This window comes from Thiopseudomonas denitrificans, assembly GCF_002866065.1.
In the GTDB taxonomy this organism is placed as follows: domain Bacteria; phylum Pseudomonadota; class Gammaproteobacteria; order Pseudomonadales; family Pseudomonadaceae; genus Thiopseudomonas; species Thiopseudomonas denitrificans.
Genome location: NZ_LNJZ01000003.1, coordinates 358,918 through 379,441, shown reverse-complemented (window position 1 = coordinate 379,441; position 20,524 = coordinate 358,918). Strand labels below are relative to the sequence as shown.

At 55.5% G+C, this 20,524-nt stretch carries 15 protein-coding genes; 7 read left to right on the top strand and 8 right to left on the bottom strand.

Annotation, left to right across the window (positions count from 1 at the left end):
• Positions 1-61 precede the first annotated feature (61 nt).
• From cobN to AR306_RS02975, 8 genes are all read right to left on the bottom strand, one after another.
• Entirely contained in the window at positions 62-4,036 is a 3,975-nt protein-coding gene (gene cobN, locus AR306_RS03010; protein ID WP_166627889.1) for a cobaltochelatase subunit CobN, read from the bottom strand.
• Positions 4,036-5,949 (bottom strand): TonB-dependent receptor plug domain-containing protein, encoded by a 1,914-nt coding sequence (locus AR306_RS03005; protein WP_101496063.1) that lies wholly within the window; start codon positions 5,947-5,949, stop codon positions 4,036-4,038. The genes cobN and AR306_RS03005 overlap by 1 nt, the downstream gene beginning before the upstream one ends.
• Before the next feature lie 367 nt (positions 5,950-6,316).
• Positions 6,317-7,513 carry an MFS transporter gene (locus AR306_RS03000; protein ID WP_101496062.1) on the bottom strand — a complete coding sequence of 399 codons (1,197 nt, stop codon included), beginning with the start codon at positions 7,511-7,513 and terminating at the stop codon, positions 6,317-6,319.
• A gap of 123 nt (positions 7,514-7,636) precedes the next feature.
• Positions 7,637-8,989, bottom strand: coding sequence for an OprD family porin (locus AR306_RS02995; RefSeq protein ID WP_101496061.1), 1,353 nt, complete (start codon positions 8,987-8,989; stop codon positions 7,637-7,639).
• Positions 8,990-9,048: 59 nt separating this feature from the next.
• Positions 9,049-9,477, bottom strand: a complete 429-nt coding sequence (locus AR306_RS02990) for a pseudoazurin (RefSeq protein ID WP_101496060.1) — start codon at positions 9,475-9,477, stop codon at positions 9,049-9,051.
• 19 nt (positions 9,478-9,496) lie between these two features.
• Complete coding sequence (locus AR306_RS02985) at positions 9,497-10,252, bottom strand: ABC transporter ATP-binding protein (RefSeq protein ID WP_101496059.1); 756 nt, start codon at positions 10,250-10,252, stop codon at positions 9,497-9,499.
• Positions 10,249-11,250, bottom strand: coding sequence for a FecCD family ABC transporter permease (locus AR306_RS02980; RefSeq protein WP_206167953.1), 1,002 nt, complete (start codon positions 11,248-11,250; stop codon positions 10,249-10,251). Before AR306_RS02980 ends, AR306_RS02985 begins: the two co-directional genes overlap by 4 nt.
• A gap of 43 nt (positions 11,251-11,293) precedes the next feature.
• Positions 11,294-12,310 carry an ABC transporter substrate-binding protein gene (locus AR306_RS02975; RefSeq protein WP_101496057.1) on the bottom strand — a complete coding sequence of 339 codons (1,017 nt, stop codon included), beginning with the start codon at positions 12,308-12,310 and terminating at the stop codon, positions 11,294-11,296.
• Positions 12,311-12,473: 163 nt separating this feature from the next.
• Here AR306_RS02975 and AR306_RS02970 point away from each other — a divergent pair, with 163 nt between their 5' ends.
• The 7 genes from AR306_RS02970 to AR306_RS02940 all read left to right on the top strand — a co-directional run bounded on the left by AR306_RS02970 (position 12,474) and on the right by AR306_RS02940 (position 20,515).
• A complete protein-coding gene (locus AR306_RS02970; RefSeq protein WP_101496056.1) occupies positions 12,474-13,403 on the top strand; it encodes a LysR family transcriptional regulator in 930 nt (309 codons plus the stop codon).
• Positions 13,404-13,795: 392 nt separating this feature from the next.
• Positions 13,796-15,088 carry an HlyD family secretion protein gene (locus tag AR306_RS02965; RefSeq protein ID WP_101496055.1) on the top strand — a complete coding sequence of 431 codons (1,293 nt, stop codon included), beginning with the start codon at positions 13,796-13,798 and terminating at the stop codon, positions 15,086-15,088.
• 65 nt (positions 15,089-15,153) lie between these two features.
• Positions 15,154-15,411 (top strand): hypothetical protein, encoded by a 258-nt coding sequence (locus AR306_RS02960; protein WP_101496054.1) that lies wholly within the window; start codon positions 15,154-15,156, stop codon positions 15,409-15,411.
• A 32-nt stretch (positions 15,412-15,443) separates the two neighbouring features.
• Positions 15,444-15,782 (top strand): hypothetical protein, encoded by a 339-nt coding sequence (locus AR306_RS13135; protein WP_133539737.1) that lies wholly within the window; start codon positions 15,444-15,446, stop codon positions 15,780-15,782.
• Positions 15,783-15,923: 141 nt separating this feature from the next.
• The gene (locus AR306_RS02950) at positions 15,924-17,078 is read left to right on the top strand and encodes a JmjC domain-containing protein (RefSeq protein ID WP_101496052.1); all 1,155 of its coding nucleotides are present in this window, start codon (positions 15,924-15,926) and stop codon (positions 17,076-17,078) included.
• A 36-nt stretch (positions 17,079-17,114) separates the two neighbouring features.
• On the top strand, positions 17,115-19,202 hold the full coding sequence (locus AR306_RS02945; protein WP_101496051.1) for a peptidase domain-containing ABC transporter: 2,088 nt from the start codon (positions 17,115-17,117) through the stop codon (positions 19,200-19,202).
• Positions 19,199-20,515, top strand: a complete 1,317-nt coding sequence (locus AR306_RS02940; RefSeq protein ID WP_101496050.1) for a TolC family outer membrane protein — start codon at positions 19,199-19,201, stop codon at positions 20,513-20,515. The genes AR306_RS02945 and AR306_RS02940 overlap by 4 nt, the downstream gene beginning before the upstream one ends.
• The last annotated feature ends 9 nt before the right edge of the window (positions 20,516-20,524 follow it).

The window sequence follows — 20,524 nt, the reverse complement described above, 5'->3', positions numbered from 1 at the left end:
GATTCTCCTGTATGACTAGGTAACCGGGCAACGAAGGAGCCGTCCGGCATACCGGGATTATTCAACGCAGCCGACGTGACTGGTGCCACATGCCGCCCGCCAGAGCGGCCAAGATGGCCAGAAAACCGAACAACGCCATAAAATCAAACGGCTGTGGCGGTGCATCAACAGTATCCTGTTGTTTTTCCAGTCGCTGGCCTTCCACTTGCTCCATCGTTTCAGCAGGCGTTTCCGCACTTTCGGGTTCGGTCGCCATGTCAGCATCCGGGGCACGTGCTCCCAGGCCGAAACCGGCAGCCGCTTCTGCTACATACTCGTTGAATTGACTATTGCTACTCTGTACATCGTAACGTTCGGCCAGCTCCTGCCAACGCTGCGCCAGCTGCTGAAGATTAACCGCATCAGTGCTCCAGTATTCCTTGCGGGCCGCCTCCAGCATGCGCTCGATCAACTGGGCCTGAGCATGCGGATGATGCTCCTCGAACCATTCGTTGATACCCAGTTCGTACTTGTCGTCCAGATAAACAGCCTTGTACTCATCCCATTGGTCATCACGCACGGTTTCCGGTGCTGTCACTTGCCAGCCCCAAAGATTGTTCGCACTGCCAAGCACTTCCAATGCACCGCTGTACCCTTCTTTTTGCACCTGCTCGATCCAGCCAGGGTGCAGATAGCGGGCACGCAAGTCACGGGCGAGGAAACCGGCCGCAGTCTCTACCCGCGGGTTATCGGCATCACGCAGATTGCTGATGTACAGCTGTGGCGATTTGCCATCCAGATAGCGCACCGCCAGTCCGATGCCGCCCAGATACTGGAAAGGATCATCAGTGGTCAGCATGCCGTACAGGTTGGAAGAACGTGACAGAACGGCACCCTGTACGCCACGCAGCTGTTCCGCATAAATGTTGGTGTCATTTTTCTCGCCCCAGCGTGTGCTGTCCGGTCCGTAGGCATACTGCATGCGGTCCAGATACATTTTTGCCAGTTTTTCTTCACCTGCCGCCCGGTCCTGCCCCTGGCCTTCGGTTTCGCCAAAGCTGTTACTGACCAGCGTTGCATCATCCAGCCCTGTACCGTAGGCACCGGATTCGGAAGAAAATATACGGGTACGCGCTGCCAGCCGTGCATCCTGCGCACTCATGCCGGCGGCAAGAAACTGCTGTTCCAGCCGTACACTATTGAGGGCAATCGGGTTATCCGGCTCATCCAGTTCGCTGGCCTGATCGGCAGCCTGTGCCATCCACTGCATGACATTGGGAAACTGGTCACGGTACAAACCAGTGGCTGAAATGATCACATCGACCCGGGGACGTTGCAGCTGTTCAGCAGGGATAACCTCAATCCCGGTCACCCGGCCACCCGCATCCCAGACCGGCTGGTAACCCATCAGGTACAAAGCCTGAGCTTCCAGCAAACCAAAGTGGCGCATGGTTTCAACCGACCACAAGCTAAATGCCAATTTTTCAGGATAGGCTCCCTGCTCTGCCTGATGTTGTTCCAATAGTCTTTGCGCGGCTTGCTGGCCTGCTTGCCAGGCCTCACGGGTAGGAATCCGTGAAGGATCAAAACCGTACAGATTGCGGCCAGTAGGCAGACTGTCCGGGTTTTTGATCGGATCACCGCCATAAGATGTTGGCTGATAGCGGCCCCCAAGAACCCGGAAATAGCCGTCCAGCTCTCCCTGGTTACCCAGCATCGTCCAGTAGTCGCGCCCTTTGGCCAGCAAGGCTTCCAAATTAGTATCGCCTTCATATTTCTTGCCGTAACGCACATGCTGGTCAAGCAGCTTCCAGGGCTCACTGTTGCCCAGCTCTTTATAGTCCACAACCAGCAGCTCTTCCGGGTCCTCCGGAAACAGTGCTTCCAGTAATGGCATGCCCAGCATCTGCTGCACGGTAAACAGGCGTAGATCTGTCTCTGCCGGCTGGCCAAAATGGGCCAGCCCGAGTGGTTGCTGCTGCAAGGCCAGGTCGTGCAAGTGCAGATGCAATGTGTCGGTCAGCTGCGCAAGATTGTTTTCGGCGGTTGTCAGATCAAGCGCCAGGTCCTTGTCGATGTTCAGCTCCGCTGTCAGATCAATAATCCGTGTCGCTGTTGCATTGCGGACCTCACCATCGGTCATTGACTGCCATTGGTGCAGCAACTCGTGCAGCTGGTTAAGCTCGCCATGCAAGCCTGCCGGGCCAAATGAAGGCGTGTGATGACTCACGGTCACAGCACGTCCGCGCCGCTTGGTTTGCAAAGCCTCACCAATGTTGTCAACGATATACGGATAGATCACCGGCAGGTCACCCAGCACCATCAACGGATAATCCTGCACATCCAGACCACGCTCCTTGCCGGGCTGCCATTCGTAAGTGCCGTGCGTACCAAAACTGATCAGTGCATCCACATTGGCCTGTTCACGCAGCCACAAGAAAGTGGCCAGATAGCTGTGTGAAGGGGCAGTTTTGGTATCGTGATAAAGGGCACGCTCGTTATCTTCTTCCCGCTCGCCCCGTGGCGGTTGCGGCATCAGAATTTGCTGCCCCAAAAGCAAACGCGGAATGGCAAAAAACTGCTGCTCATCTTGCTCAAGATACAGCCCGGCCTGTTGCGGCTGGCCCCAGCGCTCAACAATGGCGTCCTGCTTGTCTTGCGGCAGACTGGCGAACCAGCGCTGGTACGTTTCCAGCGGCAAACGGCCCGCGCGGTCGCTGGCCAGCAATTCACTCAACAGGGCCTGACGATAGAAAGGAGCGAGCAAAGCGGTCAGCTCATCAATCAGCTGTTGCTCGGTACGCAGTTCAACCTGATAGCCGCGTTTCGCATACTCTTTCAACAGGTGTTCCAGACTGCGTGGCACATTCATGAACGAGGCGCCCAGGTTTTTTTCGCCAGGCGGATAGTTATAGAACTGGATTGCCGTCTTGATCTCGGCAGCAGGCCGCTGTTGTAAATGGACCAAACGCATGGCCTTGTCCACGGCTGCCTGTAATTGCCGGTCAATCGGCACGATATCACCGTCACTTTGCTGTGTAGCCGCCGCAAACAACGGATCAATCAGGCCGGCAAATTCCGGTTGTGCAAGGTAAAAGGGAATATCTTGCGGAGCCAGGCCCTGCGGGTCTTTTTCCCAGTCAGCCTGGTCACCACTCCGGTACGGCATCGCTTGCAGCACAGGAATGCCCAGCTGTTCAAATTCAGCCTTGCGCCCCTGCGCATTGAGCATGATCTGCATGTTGATCAGCACATTGGCACGAGGCTGGTTGTTCATGCTGACCAAACGAGTGATCTCGTTGCTTTCCATTGCACTGGTAAACAATGGCAAAGCCAGCGCACCAGCTGCCTCGATCCGCTCAATGGTGGCATCAATAAAACCGGTCAGACCGGAATCCACATAGGCACGGTGAAACAACAATGCAATCACCGGCTGGTGTTGATCCAGCTCCATTTCACGCCATTGCAGATAAGCCGGCAGGTCAGCAAAAAACTGGCCATCCGCGTCAGGATGGTAAATTCCTGCCTGTGGTGCGATAATCGGCTCGGCACAGATATCCGCAGCATTTCTCAGCTGGTTACCCAGCTGGCAGAAAAATCCGGCAAAGTTCCGCTTGCCACCATTGCTGTAGTACACGCCCAACTGATCAATCAGCTCACTTGGCAAATGCTTGCCAATACTGCCTTCACGCCGCAGCCAGATCCAGGCTTCCTGATGCTGCTCCAGCAAAGGAGCCACTACCCTCTGTGCAGTCGCCTGCGATGCACCGTAGGGTGCATCCAGCATGAGCAGATCGTACCCCTGCAAATCGCTGTTGGTCAGGGGCTGCTCCAGACCTTCCAGCATGCGGTATTCAAGATTGAACCCGGCCTGGTTTGCCAGGGGTTTGAGACGCTCCAGCTTGCCGGATTGAACCGGCATTGCAGCCAACACCAGAATATTGGCCGAAGCCGCCTGTGCTACGTGCTGGCCAGCCAAAGGACCGGCCAGCACCAGCAATACCATGAGCAGCAAACGCTTCCACACCAGCTGCCGCAGGGTAGTCAACGCTTTCATCAGAAGTTCGCCTCCACACCAACCCACAGAGTACGTGGTTGCTCGACATAGCCATACAACTCGGAGCGATCTTCCAGACGCAGATTACGCAGGTTGTTGACACCGCTACGCAGTTTGAAATTGTCATTGACCTGATAGCCCGCGCTCAGATTGAACAGGCTGTAACCGCTGACACGTTCCAGCTGGCTGTCGCTGTTGGTCAGCCACTGACGCCCGGTGTATTGCCACTCCAGTTGCGCAGTTAGCGACTCGCCCTGCCAGTTCAACATGGGCGTGATCACCAGTTCGGGACGCCCGGTCAACCGGTCCCGGGTATCGCTGTCACGTGCATCCATCCATGTCAGGTTGTTGCTGATGCTGAACCCGGCACCCAAATCACGCACCATGGACAGCTCCAGTCCATGAATGCGAGCTCGCGAGATGTTGTCATACTGATAAAACCCACGCGGACCTATCTTGTTGATCAGTCGTGTATAAATCAGATCTTTGATTTCATTCCTGAAAACAGTGGCCGTATAAGCACTTTTATCATCACGCCAGTCGGCTCCCAACTCCCAGGAACGACTGGTTTCGGGCTTGATGTCGGCATTGCCATAAAACGTGTGCGGGCCTTCACCACCTTCATAAATGGGTGAAATCTGCTTCAGGGTCGGTGCACGGAATGCTTCACCATACCCGCCTTTAAGTGTCAGCTCTGGTGTCACGCTCCAGACCAGATAGGCTCGCGGGCTGGTTTCACTGCCAAAAATGCCGTGATGGTCCAGTCGCGCACCCAATGTCAGGCTCAAGCTGTCGTTGAGGCTGATTTCATCCTGCACATACAGTGCTTTGTGTGTTACGTCATCCGACCCGCCCAGCAAACCGGCATTTTCCAGGTACTCCTCGCGGTGCTCCGCGCCCAGTGTCAGGGCGTGGCGACTACCCAGTGCAAACGCAACGTTTCCGTCCCAGGTTTTATCTTCCAGTCGCTGATCACGTGTGGGGGCAACGCCATTATTACGCTTATTACTGACATCAAAAGTAGCTTTGCCATACCGCAGCTCGGTAGTGGCGTGCGTCCAGTCTGCCTGCCAACTCACTGATTGCTGACGGCGCTCCAGGGTGTAGGTGTCCAGGTAGAATGGTGCGGCACCCCGGGTATTCTGGTGACGATCCAGATCCTCATTGCTGTGCAGCAAATCCAGTTGAAAGCGTTGGCCTTCAACAGGAGTAAAGCCCAATTGCAGGCTGCCATTTTCACGATCATGGCCCTCCATGTCACTCAGGCGCCGGTCTTCCTTGCGCGGCGTGGGCGATCTGCGCAGCTGCTCCACAGCCAACTGCAAATCGAACATCTCTCCCAGCCCGCCACCGACCCGGGCTGACAGCACATGGCCGTTGCCTCCCGAGCCTTTCTGTATGTCACCGCGCGCACTCAGGCTGCCGCTCCAGTTCTTTTGCGGGCCTTTGGTGATGATATTGATGACCCCGCCCACGGCTTCCGAGCCATACAGGGCTGACATCGGACCACGGACAATTTCGATACGCTCGATCTGGTCCATGGCTACCCAACCGTACTGGTAGTCAGAGTGGCCGATAGTGTCGTCAGTCGACGAAATCCGTTTGCCATTAACCAGCACCAGCGTGTGGCGATCTTCGGCGCCACGAATGCTGAGGGTTTTGCGCCCACCAACACCTCGGCCATTGAGCGTAATGCCGGGTGCCATACGAACTGCCTCAAGCAGATTGCCGGCACCACTAGCCTTGATCTGTTCCGCGGTAATCACGGTTACCGAAGCAGGGGCGCTGGAAAGGTTATGTTCGCTGCGAGTGGCGGTAACCACAGTGGAGTCCAGTTCTGCCATCTGTGCAGCCCAGGCAGGCTGGCTCACTGCTGCCACGCAACAAGCCAGGGTGAATGCCGATTTGCGCATGTCATCCTCTCAAGGTTGATCGGCTGGCTTGGGTGCACCCTGGCTGGCTGAATAAATTTATGGTGTGCTACGACTTGCTCCTCAACAAAAAGCCGGAGCGTAACAAGGCAGATCTTATTAGTAATGACTATCATTTGCAACTTGAGCAGCAACCAAACTGCTATCCACAAGAACTGTCTCTGCCTTTCAGTCATGTTAAGACCATAAACCGATCTATTCTTGCCCAAAAATAGAGTTCAGCAGGCAGAGCCACGTCAAAACGTTCGAGTCGCCGAGGCATAGAAAATGCTGGCTTGAGCGCCCTGTAGCAACTCAACCGTATGCTAGTGGCCTCAGGCTGCTGGCAAACGATATTCTCCGGTGCAGCTTACTGCGGCAATATTGATTTGCCCCGCCACATAAAAAACAGTGCACTGGCTAGCGGGAAAGCCGCTGATGCCAACCAGAACAGGCGGCCGCTACTGTCCAGGTCAAACAGTCGCCCCAGCCACACGCTGCCGGCCAGCACCATGCAGCCGGCCACCGATGCCAACGCGCCATAATACAGTGGTAGCTGCCGATGAGCGGCAAAGTACGGCACCAACGACAGCGCCAGCGGCTGCACACACATCTGGCCCAGCATCAGCAACAGCATCAGCCCGGCATAAGGCAGCCATGTGCCCTGCCCCCATCCACCCGGAATTTCATGACGCAGCGCCGGCAACACAAAGGCCAGAGCCAGCAGCATAAAGCCCAGCGCCAGCGTGCGCTGCGCTGGCCAGTGACGAGTCAGGCGGGTAATCGGTAGCTGCAGCACAATCACCAGCAGCGAGGCCATGGCAAACAGCCAGGCCAGCGCATCAATCGAGCCCTGACTACGCTGCAGCTCCTTGGGCAGACCAAAGTACACCTGGTTGTAGCTGAGCAGGTAGCTGCTGTAAAACAGCGCAAACCACAGAAAGGGCCCGTTACCCAGCAAGCGCCGCCAGCCGCTCAGCGGCGATATGCGGCGTACCTGGTGCGGAATATTCAGATGCAACAACAGCAGCGCCAGCATGAACAGCGCGGCACTGCACAGCGCCATGTGCTGAAAGCTGATGCCCCATAGCAACCGGCCCAACAGCGGCCCCAGCACTGCGCCCAGCTCGCCATAGACGGCAAACAGGGCAAACAGGCTGTTGTTTTTGGCTGTGCGACTGTTGTCATCGGCAGCGGCGATTTCTGCAGTCAGGGCTTCCAGGCAGGGGGAAAACATGGCACCGCCCATGCCGGTCAGAATGGCACCCAGCAGCATGCCCCATAAGTCGTCCGCCCAGGCAAACACCAGATAGCCGGCAATGCGTACACAGCAGCCGGCCAGCATCAGCGGGCGACAGCCAAAACGCTCGGCCAGCAGGGCACCCACAAAAAACAAGCCCTGCTGGGAAAAGGTCCGCGCACCCAGCACCAGGCCGATCATCCAGCCGGCCAGCTGCAGGTTGCTGCTCATGTGTACAGCCAGAAAAGGCACCAGCGCATAAAAGCCGATGTTGAAAATCAGCTGGATATTCAGCACAAAATGACGCGAAGGCAGCTGTGACGGCATAAGGAAATCCGGTGCGTGGGGCGGTCAGAAACCCCGGCCACATCGCCCTGCAGCCCTGCCATGGCCAGGCTGCCCGACGTCTCGCCAAGGCTAAAAAGTGGCCGTCCCTGGCCGCTCCGGGCGTCAGCCGCCCAGCGGATACTCCACGGCAAAGCGGACCTGGTTGGTGTCCAGTTCGGCCTGTGCCTTGTTGCTGCGGTGTACGTCGTGGCGCAGGCTGAAGGCCAGCCCTTTGGCCTTGCCGTCTTGTACGGTGTAGCGCAGCATCAGGTCGCGTTCCCAGTGCTTGCCACCCTTGCCATAGCCCAGCCAAGTGTAAGCACCTTTCTGGTCCATGCCGCTGCCGTCAATACCCGAGCCACGGGTATAGGCGGCGGTCAGGTTGAGGCCTGGCAGCAACAGATCACCCAGGTCATAGTCGTACTTGAGTTGCCAGGATGCCTCGCGTGGCGCGTTGAAGTCAGACAGTTGCATGGCGTTGCCCAGCCAGATCGAGCCACGGTTGACGTAGTCAAAGGGCGTATCGCCATCCACCTTCTGATAGCCCAGACCCAGTTTGTGGTTGCCCTGTGCATAGCTGACCATCAGGCTCCAGGTGGTGTTGTCGATTTCACCAGCGCGGGCCTGGCCATAGTCCTTGCTGTGGTACAGGTTAAGGTCAAAGGCCAGTGTGCCTGTGGTTGTCACCGGCAGGCTGTAGTAGCTGCCCAGATAATAGGTTTTCCAGTTGTCCTCATAACGGCCTGCGTAGGCAGTCAGCGACAGTGCCGGAATGCCCTTCCAGGTACCGCCGGCAAAGCTGAGGGCATTGCCTTTCTTCGCATCCGGATTGGCGTAGTTGACCACCAGATCGTTGTTCTGGCTGTTGCTGTTGCGGTCGGCACCGCCGGTAAAGTGGCCGGCCTGCAGGGCAAAGTCTTTCAGGTCGCTACTGGTCAGCAGCCAGCCACGAGTGGTTTCCGGCAGCAGGCGGGTGTCGGACGAGCTGAAAATCGGGTTTTTAGTGCGCTGCTCACCGTACTTGAGTACGGTTGAAGACAGCCGTACCTTGGCGGCCGCGCCGGTGCGGCTGAAGCTGTCACGCGCATGGCCATCCTTGTCCAGCGCCAGCAGGCGTGACTTGCCGGCACGACCGCCACCGCTGTCCAGCTTGACGCCAATATAGCTATGGGCATCCACCCCGAAGCCAACAGTGCCCTGCGTAAAGCCGGACTGGAAGCTGGCCATCAGGCCGTAGGCCAGCTCTTCGGCATAGCCGTTGCGTTCGGCTCGCGGTTTGAAGGCGTTACGTGCGCCGTTACTGCGCCCGCCGTTTTTGTAGTCGCGGTTGTCGTACACAATGCGATTGAGCACTTGCCAGTGGCTATCTTCAACCAGGCCGGCCGACTGTTGTTGTTCGCCGGCCTGGACACAAACGCCAGGCACAGTCATAGAGGCCAGCACGCACAGCGCCAGTGCGGTATATCGGGTTTTCATGTTTAAGTTCCGTAAGGAAGGACCGGCGCAATGCATGCCGCGCCGGCCGGGTTGCGGGTTTAACGGACGTTGGTTTTGACAATGCGCTCAAAGCGCTGCAGGGCTTCGGCCGGCAGGTCAACCGGAATCACCAGGCTGTCTGGCGAGGGGTTGCCGACCTTGACCAGCATCACCATGCCCATGGTGTAATGTGGCGGGCAGCGCAGGCCGTACCAGCCTTCCACGTCAAAGCGGGTGGTAAAGTCTTCGTCGATCTTGCTCATGAAGCGCTCCGCCCCTTCGGGAATGAAGCCCTTGATGGTGCCGACGTTATGGCCGCGGTCCTGCGGAATAAAACGCAGGCTGTCGCCTGGCTCGATGGCCAGATAATCCGGCTCGAAAGGCATGGGGCCGCTGACACCGGTATTGAGCATCAATACTTCATGGACGGTTTGCGCCGACAGGCAGGGGGACAAAATCAGGCTCAGGGCCAGTAACAGGGTTCTCATAGGTTTCCTCGCATGTGGGTCAGTCAGTAAAAACAAGGTTGGGTTGGCCGGTTTCCGGGTCGTGCAGCAGGCGGCTGTTGACGCCAAAGGCTTCGCGGATATTGTCCGGGGTCAGCACCCTGGCGGGCGGGCCCAGGGCAAATACGCGCCCCTCGTGCATCAGCAGCAGGCGGTCGCAGCGCATGGCCTGGTTAAGGTCGTGCAGGGCAATGATGATGCTGACCGGCAACTCGTCCACCAACCGCAAAATGGTCAGCTGGTTCTGGATGTCCAGATGATTGGTCGGTTCGTCCAGCAACAGCAGTTGCGGCTGCTGGGCCAGCGCCCGCGCCAGGTGTACCCGCTGACGCTCGCCGCCGGACAGGCTGTGCCAGATGCGCTGCGACAGGTGGCCGACATTCAGCGCATCCATGGCCTGGCCAACAATGGCGTCATCCTGCGCCGACCAGGGGTTGAGCAGCGACAGCCAGGGCGTGCGGCCCAGCTCCACCGCATCACGCACGCGGATGCGTTCGTGGGTTTCCGCCTGCTGTTCGACAAAGGCCATATGCTGGGCAATTTCGTGGCGTGGCCACTGGCTCAGGCAGCGTCCCTGCAGCAGCACCTGCCCCGCGCTTGGCCGAAAAATGCCGGATAGCATGCGCAGCAGGGTAGACTTGCCGGAGCCGTTGGGGCCGATCAGCCCCAGCACTTCGCCATCTTGCAGCTCGAAGGACACATCCTGCACCAGCGCCTTGCGCTTGAGCCGGTAATGAAGGTTGCGTGCGCAAATCATGGGGTACGTGCTCCACGGATCAGGATCAGGGCAAAAGCCGGCGCACCGATCAGCGCGGTGACCACGCCAATGGGCAACACCTGGCCGGGTACCACCACCCGCGAAAGAATATCGGACAGCACCAGAAACACCGCCCCCATCACCGCGCTGGCCGGCAGCAGCACGGCATGGCGCACGCCGACCAGATAGCGGGCGGCATGCGGAATCACCAGCCCGACAAAGCCAATCGAGCCGACCATGGAGACCATTACCGCCGTCATCAGTGCAGTCAACGCAATCAGCAGCACCTTGACGCGGGTAACGGCAATGCCCAGCGCCGCCGCCGACTGGCTGCCAAAGGTGAAGGCATCCAGTGCGCGGGTATACAGGCCGGCCACCAACACGCCACCCACAGCCACCGGCACGGCCAGCGCCACGTCATCCCAGCGCACGCCGCTAAGGTTGCCCAGCATCCAGAACATGATGCCGCGCGCCGCCTCGGCATTGGCCGACTTGGTAATCATCAGCGACGACAGCGCATGAAACAGCTGCGCACCGGCAATGCCCGCCAGAATGATCTGGCCGGTCATGCGCGCCAGCCCTACCACCAGGGCAAAGGACAATACAGCACCCAGAAAGGCACCCGCCGACATCGACAGCACACCGGCACCCATACCGGCAATGGCGACCGCCACGGCACCGGCGGAAGCCCCCGCCGAAATGCCCAGAATGTAGGGGTCCACCAGCACGTTGCGTAGCAGCGACTGCAGGATCAGGCCACATACCGCCAGCGCCGCACCGCAACTGGCCGCCACAATGGCGCGGCTAAGGCGGTATTCCCAGATGATACCCCGGTCGATGGCATCCAGTTCGTAGGTGGTGCCCAGCAACTGGTTGGCCAACGTCTTGAGAACAGTATCCAACGCGATGCTGCTTTCGCCGGTGGCGGTGGCCAGCAAAATGGCTACCACCACCAGCGCAAAGCCCAGCCCCAGCCGGCGCAGGCCACGTATCAGCATGGCACCACGGCGAAGCGGAGCCGCTACCGGTTGCACCAAGCTGTTACTCATTGCTCTCAAGCGCTGCCAGCAGTGTTTCCAGCCCCTCGATGGCACGCAGGGTCACTTCCATGGCGTGGGCATCCATCACCACGATGCGGCCATTCTTCACTGCCTTCATCTCGCGGGTTACCGGATCGGTACGCAGAAACTCGATTTTAGCCTCTACATCATCGGCCTCGAAACGGCGACGACTCATCTCCGCCAGCACGATCACGTCCGGGTCGGCTTTAGCAATCGACTCCCAGCCCACCGATGGCCAGACTTCGTTGGACTCAACCACATTGCGCACGCCCAGGGTCTGCATCATCCAGGCCGGCACGCCGCTGGCACCCGCTACCCAGGGGTCCATTTCCATGTCGGCGCTGGAGTACCAAACCACGGCCGACTGGCCGCTGTTTTTCAGCTTGCCTGCACGCTCAATGGCGTGGGCTTCGCGCTGTTTCAACTCGTCAACCAGCGCCTGACCTTTGGCCTTCACGTTGAAGATCGCCGCATAATCACTGATGTTCTGGTACAGGCTGTCCAGCGAGAACATGGCCGTACGCACGCCGTCGCTACCTTTGGAGGAGTCCTGGTCCAGGCACTGCGATGCCAGTACATAGGTGTTGATACCCAGGCTGTGGAACTGCTCGCGCTTGCCTACCACGCCCTGCGGGCCAATGCCGTAGAAGAAGTCGGCAGTTACCAGCGCCGGACGCTTGGCCACCACGCTCTCGAAGCTGGGGAAGTTGTCGGCCAGCCGCTCGATGCCGGCGTTGATGTCCTTGAACTGGGGCGCGACATCGGTAAACCAGTTGGACGTCGCAGCCACATACTCCTGCAGTTCCAGGCGATACAGGATCTCGGTGCCGGCCTGACCAACCGTGACCACCCGCGCCGGAGCGGCATCGAACTGCAGAACCTGGCCACAGTTGTCCAGGGTTAGCGGATAGCCGTCCTGGGCGGCCAGTGCAGTACCCGTTGCAGTAATGGCAGTCGCCAGCAGGGCGGCCCTGAACGGTTTATTGAAAAATGACATGTGTTTCTCCTGTGCCTGATGGTTTAGAATCCGGCGACAAAATTAAAGCTAATGATAACGATTATCAATTGATATATATTCAGGCATCTATTCCTTAAGAGAATGCTCCCTGATAGCGGTCACAACCCCTACCGGCGACTCCATTTGCAGGCAGAAAGCAACCATGAAAAGCCCTTTTAATATCAAGCACCTGGAAGCATTCAAGGCAGTCATGGAGCATGGCCAGGTCAGCCGTGCCGCTGCCGCGCTATTTCTGAGCCAGTCGGCCGTCAGCAAGCTGATTGCTGCCCTCGAAGAGCACACCGGACTGCTGCTGTTTGAACGGCGCGAAGGACGCCTCTTTCCCACCGAAGACGCTAGCCACCTGTTCCGACATCTGGGCGCAGTGTTTGCCGGCCTGCAACAACTGGACCGCGAAGCCCGCCTGCTCAGGTACAAGGACAGCCACAAGGCGCTGTTTACCATCGGCGTACTGCCGGCGCTGGCCAGCGAGTTTTCTGCCGGACTATGCCGGCTCTTCCGGCAGGCCCACCCCGACGTGCATGTATCACTGGTAATCGGCAACTCGCCGTCGCTGCGCGCCGCCCTGATGGAGCAGCGGGTGGACGTAGTAATGATGGCTGCGCAGATGAACCACCCGGATTTTCTCGACCAGCCATTCCTTAATGCCGCCCAGGTGTGTGTGATGCCTGTGGACCATCCGCTGGCACAGCGGGACTGCGTGTCCCCCAGCGACCTGCACCAGCTGGATTTTGTCGACTACAATCCCGACGGCCCCAGCTGCCGACCCATTTTCGAACATCATGACAGTCACCCCCGCTACAACATTGCCGCCACCACCGCCGCCATGGTGATCGATCTGGTGAGCGCCGGCTTTGGCGTCGGCCTGGTGCATCCGGCGTCCGCACACTGGCGCAAGCACAATCTGTGCGTCAAACCCTTTGCCCCTGCCGTAACCAGCTCCTACTGCCTGAGCTACCGCAGCACAGGCAATCAGCCCAACGCCGACCTGCTGGCCAGCCTCAATCTCTGCCTGGAACTCATGGTTGCCGATTCGGGTATTCAGTGCCCAACGGAAATTTCGCAGCAGTAGACACAAAAATGGCGCCCGAAGGCGCCATTTTTGTGCATCCAACCCGCTGAGTTAACCGTAGGCCAGATCACTCCCGTCAAAACGTATAGGTTGCCGAGGCATAAAAAATGTAGGCCAGCCACACAAACTCGCAGCAACCAGAAAACACTTGACTGCAACAGACAAAAACAATAGTCTCTAAAATCTTGATCTAAATCATTCGCATTCAGTCTATACTCTACATTAGCGAACTGGTTAGAGACTTAAACTGCTTGATTGAAAGGGCAAGCAGGACACAATCTTACAAACCTGGCTTGAGCGCCCTGTCGTAACTCAACCGTACGCCAGGCCACTTGTGGCCTCAGGTTCTGCAACATTGAGCAAAAGACAATTGACGGAACAAAAGTCTTGATATGGCAATAGAAAAATCTGACGAGCAACCATTATTTCGGCCCGAAGCCAGTCTTGGAAGCCGTGCTGGGTATCAAGGACGCGTGCTCATCCATCAACCTGTCAGCTACACAGTGACAGCTGCTGTTTCGATTGCTCTCATCATCATCGCGTGCACATACGCCTATTTTGGGACCTATACGCGCAAAGCGACGGTTACAGGATTACTGATGCCCGAGCACGGCATGTTACGTCTTTCCTCAAATGCTGTCGGCTTCATCTCCGAAGTCCGAGTGACCGAGGGACAATCAGTTGAGCAGGAAGACGTACTCTTTGTCGTCTCCGGCGAGCGACTCAGTTCGGCTGGAGGCACACAACAATTGATTTCGGAGCAATTGGAGCAACGCCTGCGTTTGTTAGAGAGCAATCGTGTCTTAGCCGACAATCGCGCTGTTGCACAACGTCGCATGTTCGACAACCGGCTACATGCCATTAATGAAGAGCTGGCTCGCCTAGGTGATGAGATTCATTTGCAAGGACGTCGCGTAGCGTTGGCTCAGGCTCACCTACAGCGCCAAAAGGAACTGCTATCCGAAAATTTCATCTCCGTTGCACAATTGCAGCAGGCCGAAGCGGAACAGTTGGCACTGCAAGGCCAACAACAAACATTACGCCGCACCCATGCGGGCTTGTCCCGGGAGCGGATCAATCTTCTTGCACAGCGTGAAGAAACCGAACTTGAGGCCCAGGTTGAGGTTTCCAATATCGACAACGCCATTGCTCTTGTCAGGCAGGAACGGGCAGAAAACGATGTACGCACTGAGCAAATTATCTCAGCTCCTTTTCCCGGATATGTTTCCGGTGTAGGCGTCCAGCTTGGCCAGCAAGTTATGGCAGGGACGCTGCTGGCAAGCCTGATTCCACATGAGGCAGAGCTGACAGCCCATGCTTATATTTCTCCGCGACAAGCCGGGTTTATTGAGCCCGGGCAGACTGCCCTGATGCGCTATGCCGCCTACCCCTACCAGAAATTTGGCGCGGCACGAGCACAGGTACTGGATGTAGCGAAAAGCCCTTATGCCATTCAGGAGCTTCCAGCACATGTCGCCAGCGCACTTCAGGACTCAACAAGTGCTGGCGAGCTGTTCTACCGCGTAACGCTGAAGCTTGAGTCACAGAACCAGACGGTCTATGGAGTACCGCAGCCCCTTCAAGTTGGTATGCTATTGGAAGCCGACATTATTCAAGACAAACGCCGGCTTTATGAGTGGGCGCTGGAGCCTATTTATTCCGTTACGGGAAAATGGATCGAGTAGAGAATGAATAGGATAACTTTCATAAACTACCACCTCTCTGTATATAATTATTTTCGAGGTTAAAAGTGGAAAAACCAAAACTCTATAGCAACGAAGAATGGTCTATTGATTTCCTGGGTGCAAAGTTTGTACTGGGGGACTTTTCAGACTTCTGGCTAGCCACGATTCTTGGCCTGCTGGCCTATGCAGTCTTGTTTGGAATCTATATATTGCTATTGCATGCAAAGGGGCAGCGTTATGACAAAAAGAGCACAACACCCATTCTAATTTTGCTCCCCCTCGCATTGATTATTAGTGGCGCAGCAAAATTTTTAATTTTTTAATAAAAAAACCATGACAAAAAAGGAGAAATGAAATGCGTGAACTATCCATTCGAGATATGCAACTAGTGTCTGGAGCCTTTGGCCCTGTTGGTGCTGTAATCGGTGCAGCCAGCGGCGCAGCAACATATATCGGACAGGCGATAGGCTCGGGAGAAGGAAGCCTGACAGGACTTCTTGGCAGTACAGTGACAGGAGCTATTGTCGGCGGACTTACTGGTCCCGCTGGAATATCTGCCATGCAGGCTGGCGCACTCACAATTGTTGGTACTCAGGTTGGATTTTACGGAGGGATGGCTGGAGGACTTGCACAAAGAGCAGCAGATCAGGCAGGAACTGATTACAACAATGCCGCAGGAACCAATTACAACTAAGGCCAGCCTCGACCATAGCCGTTCAGCTGTTGTAGCTGAACAACTACCGAGCATTTTATAAACCACCAGAAGCTATTTAATAAAACTCAAACTTAGGAGCTTGGCGGCTTATGCATTCCGTCAACTCTAGGCGCTTATCTCATGAGCATTAAATTCAATATTTCCACCAACGAATTCATAGAATGCTATCAGGAAAAAAAGCCTGTTCTTATAAAAGAAGCTGTATCACCGGGTGTTTTTTCCTGGCAAAACGTCAATGAAATATTCGAACGATGTAATGTTTCATCCAATGATTTCAAACTTTCTTACAAAGGGATTCGTCCCAAAAGTGAGTATGTAGAGAGTTACTGGGACATTGGTACATTACGACACCGCCTAATCAAGCCAGTGATTTATGAGTTCTTGCGTAAAGGTGCCACATTAATCGCGAACAAAATTGCAAACGAGCCTGCAGTTAACCAATTTGCGGCTAAGGTAGCCGAGTTTACCGGCAGACAAGTTGTGAGCAGTGCCTATGCAGCGTTCGGTTCACGAGACTCATTCCGCTGCCATTGGGACACTCGTGATGTTTTCGCTATCCAGTTGATCGGTCGTAAGCGCTGGATTGTCTACGAACCCTCTTTCGAGGCACCACTCTACACCCAACAGAGCAAGGACTATGAGCACGAATATCCTTGTCCGGAAACACCCTATATGGATTTTATTTTGGAACCAGGAGATGTTTTCTACCTTCCCCGTGGCTGGTGGCATAATCCTCTCCCCATTGGCGAGGCTACATTTCATTTGGCCCTGGGTACATTCCCCGCCTACACCGTGGACTACTTGGATTGGGCTATCAAGCAGATGCCCGCTTTTTTGGAGGCACGCCGCTCTCTCAGTGACTGGAAAAACGACCAAAGTACGCTTGTAGCTGTGGGGCATCATTTTAATTCATTCATCAACGATCCAAAGCACTACCGACACTTCATGGACGAATTTGTCGGGGCAATCCGAAATCAATCTCCGCTAGCTATCGAGCTGTTTGGAAATCCCGCATCAACCGGAATTCCCAGGCAAGCTGGGTTGCGCCTAAATGTTCATCGACCTCTTGATCTTGATGACGGTTACTTGATTGCAAACGGCACCCGGTTGAATTTGGATGATCAGGGTGTACGTCTGATACGCTGGATTGCCGAACATCCGGAAACTTGCCTGGCTGAGCTAATCACCAAACATCCTGACATTAATGCCGACAGACTCTGTAACCTCGTTACTGAACTTTGTCGCCAGGATGTACTGGAACTATCACGCAACTAACTGCCTGATGCAGCCTATAGGTAGGTATACCTAAATATGAAAGCGGTATTGCAAACAGAGAGTCAGGAGTGCGGGCTGGCTTGTCTGGTAATGATAGCCGGGTACCACGGCCTTCACCTTGATTTGATGAGTGTGCGCCGGCGCTTTTCAATCTCGTTGAAAGGTACCAACCTAGCCCAACTTGGGCATTACGCGCAAAACTTGGGTTTTTCCTGTAGGCCTTTGCGGCTTGATCTTGACGAAATGAGCAAGCTCAGGCTGCCCTGCATCCTGCACTGGAACATGAATCACTTTGTGGTTCTGGAGAAAGTGCAGCGGGGGCGTTTATACCTGCTTGATCCTGCAGTAGGGCGCCGCGTGACATCATGGACCGAGGCTTCTACACATTTTACTGGTATTGCGTTGGAACTGACGCCAAACACCTCGTTTCAACCCGCTCAGCAGAAAACCCGGATTCGCCTTCGCGATCTGATTGGTCGTGCGGCGGGACTGAAACGGGCCTTGGGCAATATCTTCATCCTGGCACTCGCATTGGAGATAGTAGCGCTGCTTTCTCCGCAGGTAACACAGTGGGTGGTCGATGGTGCCTTGGTGTCAGCCGATCATGATCTCCTGCTGATTGCTGTGCTCGGGGGCTGCTTGTTGATGCTCATTGATTTCATTCTACGTATGGCACGCGGCTGGATGGAATTACGATTGAATCAACAGCTTGCGCTGCAGTGGTCGGGTAACCTCTTCAGCCATCTGCTGCGTCTACCTTGGACATTTTTCGAGAAACGCCAGCTCGGCGATATTACTGCTCGTTTCCATTCCCTGGCGGCCATACGCAACGTTCTCACTAACGGGGCGATCATGGTAATCCTTGATGGCCTGGTCACTTTGATTACGCTGGGCATGATGTTGCTCTACAGCACCGTCTTAACCGGTATCGTCGTGGTTGCCTTGACGTTGTACGCCATCCTGAGGGTTGTATTTTATCAACCACTACGTAATGCCTCTGAAGAACGTATCGTATTGGCCGCACGCGAAAACTCCTATTTTTTGGAAACGATCCGGACGGTGCAGCCCCTCAAGCTGTTCGATATGACCTCACTGCGTTTATCGACCTGGCAAAACCTGCTTGCCGATGTTCAGAATCGCGATGTCGCTACCCAAAAGCTGTTGCTGGCATTTTCCAGCCTAAACACCTTGATCTTCAGCCTGGAGGGCATGCTGCTACTCTATGTCGGGGGCATGGCTGTTCTAGAACGGGATCTGTCGCTGGGCATGCTGCTGGCATTTATTGCCTACAAGAGCCAATTTACTGGTCGAGCCAGTCAATTAATTGATCTTGGTGTTGAAATAAGGATGTTATCGCTGCATGCGGAGCGGTTGGCTGACATTGCACTGGAGCTGCCAGAACCTGAAAGCATGATGGAGACCGACCTGGATCGGATACAGCCAAGTATCGAGCTGCGCGACGTGTCTTTCCGCTATGCCGAAGGTGAACCATGGGTGCTGCGGAACCTGTCCCTAACCATTGAGGCTGGTGATTCCGTTGCCATCGTAGGTCGTTCAGGGTGTGGTAAAAGCACCCTATTCAAGCTGATATTGGGCCTGCTAAGTCCTACCGAAGGCGAGATACTAGTAGGTGGTATACCCGTTCGACAACTGGGGCCTCAAATACTGCGCAATCTGGTCGGTGCCGTGATGCAGGAAGATCAGTTATTGGCAGGGTCGCTGGCCGAAAACATCGCCAGTTTTGATCCGGAAGCAAATCAGGAACGAGTAGAAGAGTCGGCACATCTAGCGCACATCCACAAAGCAATCACTCAAATGCCTATGGGTTATCAAACTTTGGTTGCTGAAATGGGCAGCGGACTTTCCGGGGGACAGAAACAACGAATCATGCTGGCACGGGCACTATACAAACGCCCTCGTATCTTAGCCATGGACGAAGCTACAAGTCATTTAGATTTGCATAGCGAGCAGCACATCGTCAAGTCGCTGCATCAAATGACATTAACTAGGATCACCATAGCACACCGCCGAGAAACCATTGCGTTCGCCAAGCGCATTGTTTGCCTAGAACGCGGCAGTATCGTGGAAGACGTCCGTCTTGATGAGGACCAAGCTCTAGCATGAAACAAAAGAAGGGAAGATGGCTGATTTTGTGGGCTTGGGGGGTTGTGTGTGTGGCTGATCCGGTTCAGGCCGATGATTTGATGGAAATCTACCGGCTTGCTTTAAGACATGACGCGCAGTATGCCGCCTCATTGGCGCAACGACGGGTCGGAGATGAACAGCCAATCCAAGGGCGAGCAGGTTTATTGCCGCAGATTTCATTCGATGCTCAAACAAGCTGGAGTGAAACTGAATATAAGGTCGTCACTGGAACGGTAGAGCAACGCCGTCAAAACCGCAGCTATGGCGTTCAACTGGTACAACCGTTGTTTCGCTGGCAGAACTGGATTCAATACAAACAGGGCCAACAACAAAAACTACTGGCCGACCTTCAAGCGGAGAGTGCGGGCCAAGCATTAATACTACGCGTGACTGAAGCGTACTTCAATGTTCTGAACATGGTCGATGTGATTGATGCACTGGAGCAATTGCAAGCTGCAGACGAGCTACAGCTAGCCAGCGCACGCAAGAATTTTGATCTGGGCAATGCCAGCATCGTTGATGTGCATGAGGCCCAGATGAGTCACGACAGAACCATCGCACAGCTGGTAAAAGCCAAGAGCGCCCTGGTACTAGCCAAGCAGGCACTTACTCAACTCACTGGCAGACACCCTGGATCACTTAAACGCTTGGGAAATCGAGTGATGCTGAGTCCTCCAGAACCTACTGATGTCGAAACCTGGGTCACGGCTGCGGAGCGGGGAAACCTTGAAGTGCAGGCTCAGGAATTATCACTACAAATTACTGATAATGATGTTCGAAGCCGCAAGGCTGAACACTTGCCAACAATTGATATGGTGGTCAGCCAAAGTATGCAGCAAAGCCCCAATGCCAGCACAGAGCGCAGTGAGTCTGCAGCCATTGGTATACGATTGAATATTCCGTTATTCAGCGGTGGCAGGACGACCTCATCTACCCGGGAAGCCTTAGCGTTACGAGAACAGGCCAAGTATGAACTAGAGGATACACGGCGCAGTACAGCCCTGGCCGCACGCGAGGCGTGGGCAGGTGTTATGGATGGCATTGCTCAACTCAAAGCATTAGAAACAGCCCAGAGTTCTGCAGATGCAGCTGTAAGATCTAACCAAAAGGGCTACCAGCTTGGGATGCGTACAAGTGCAGATGTTCTTGAAGTTCAAAGCCAGCTGAGCGATATCGTGCAGCAACTTGCCAAAGTGCGCTACGATATTTTACTCGCTAAACTTCAACTAAAAGCGACTGTTGGCTCACTCACCCCTCAAGATCTAAATGAAATAAATATGCTGTTTGAGTGACGCTTCATA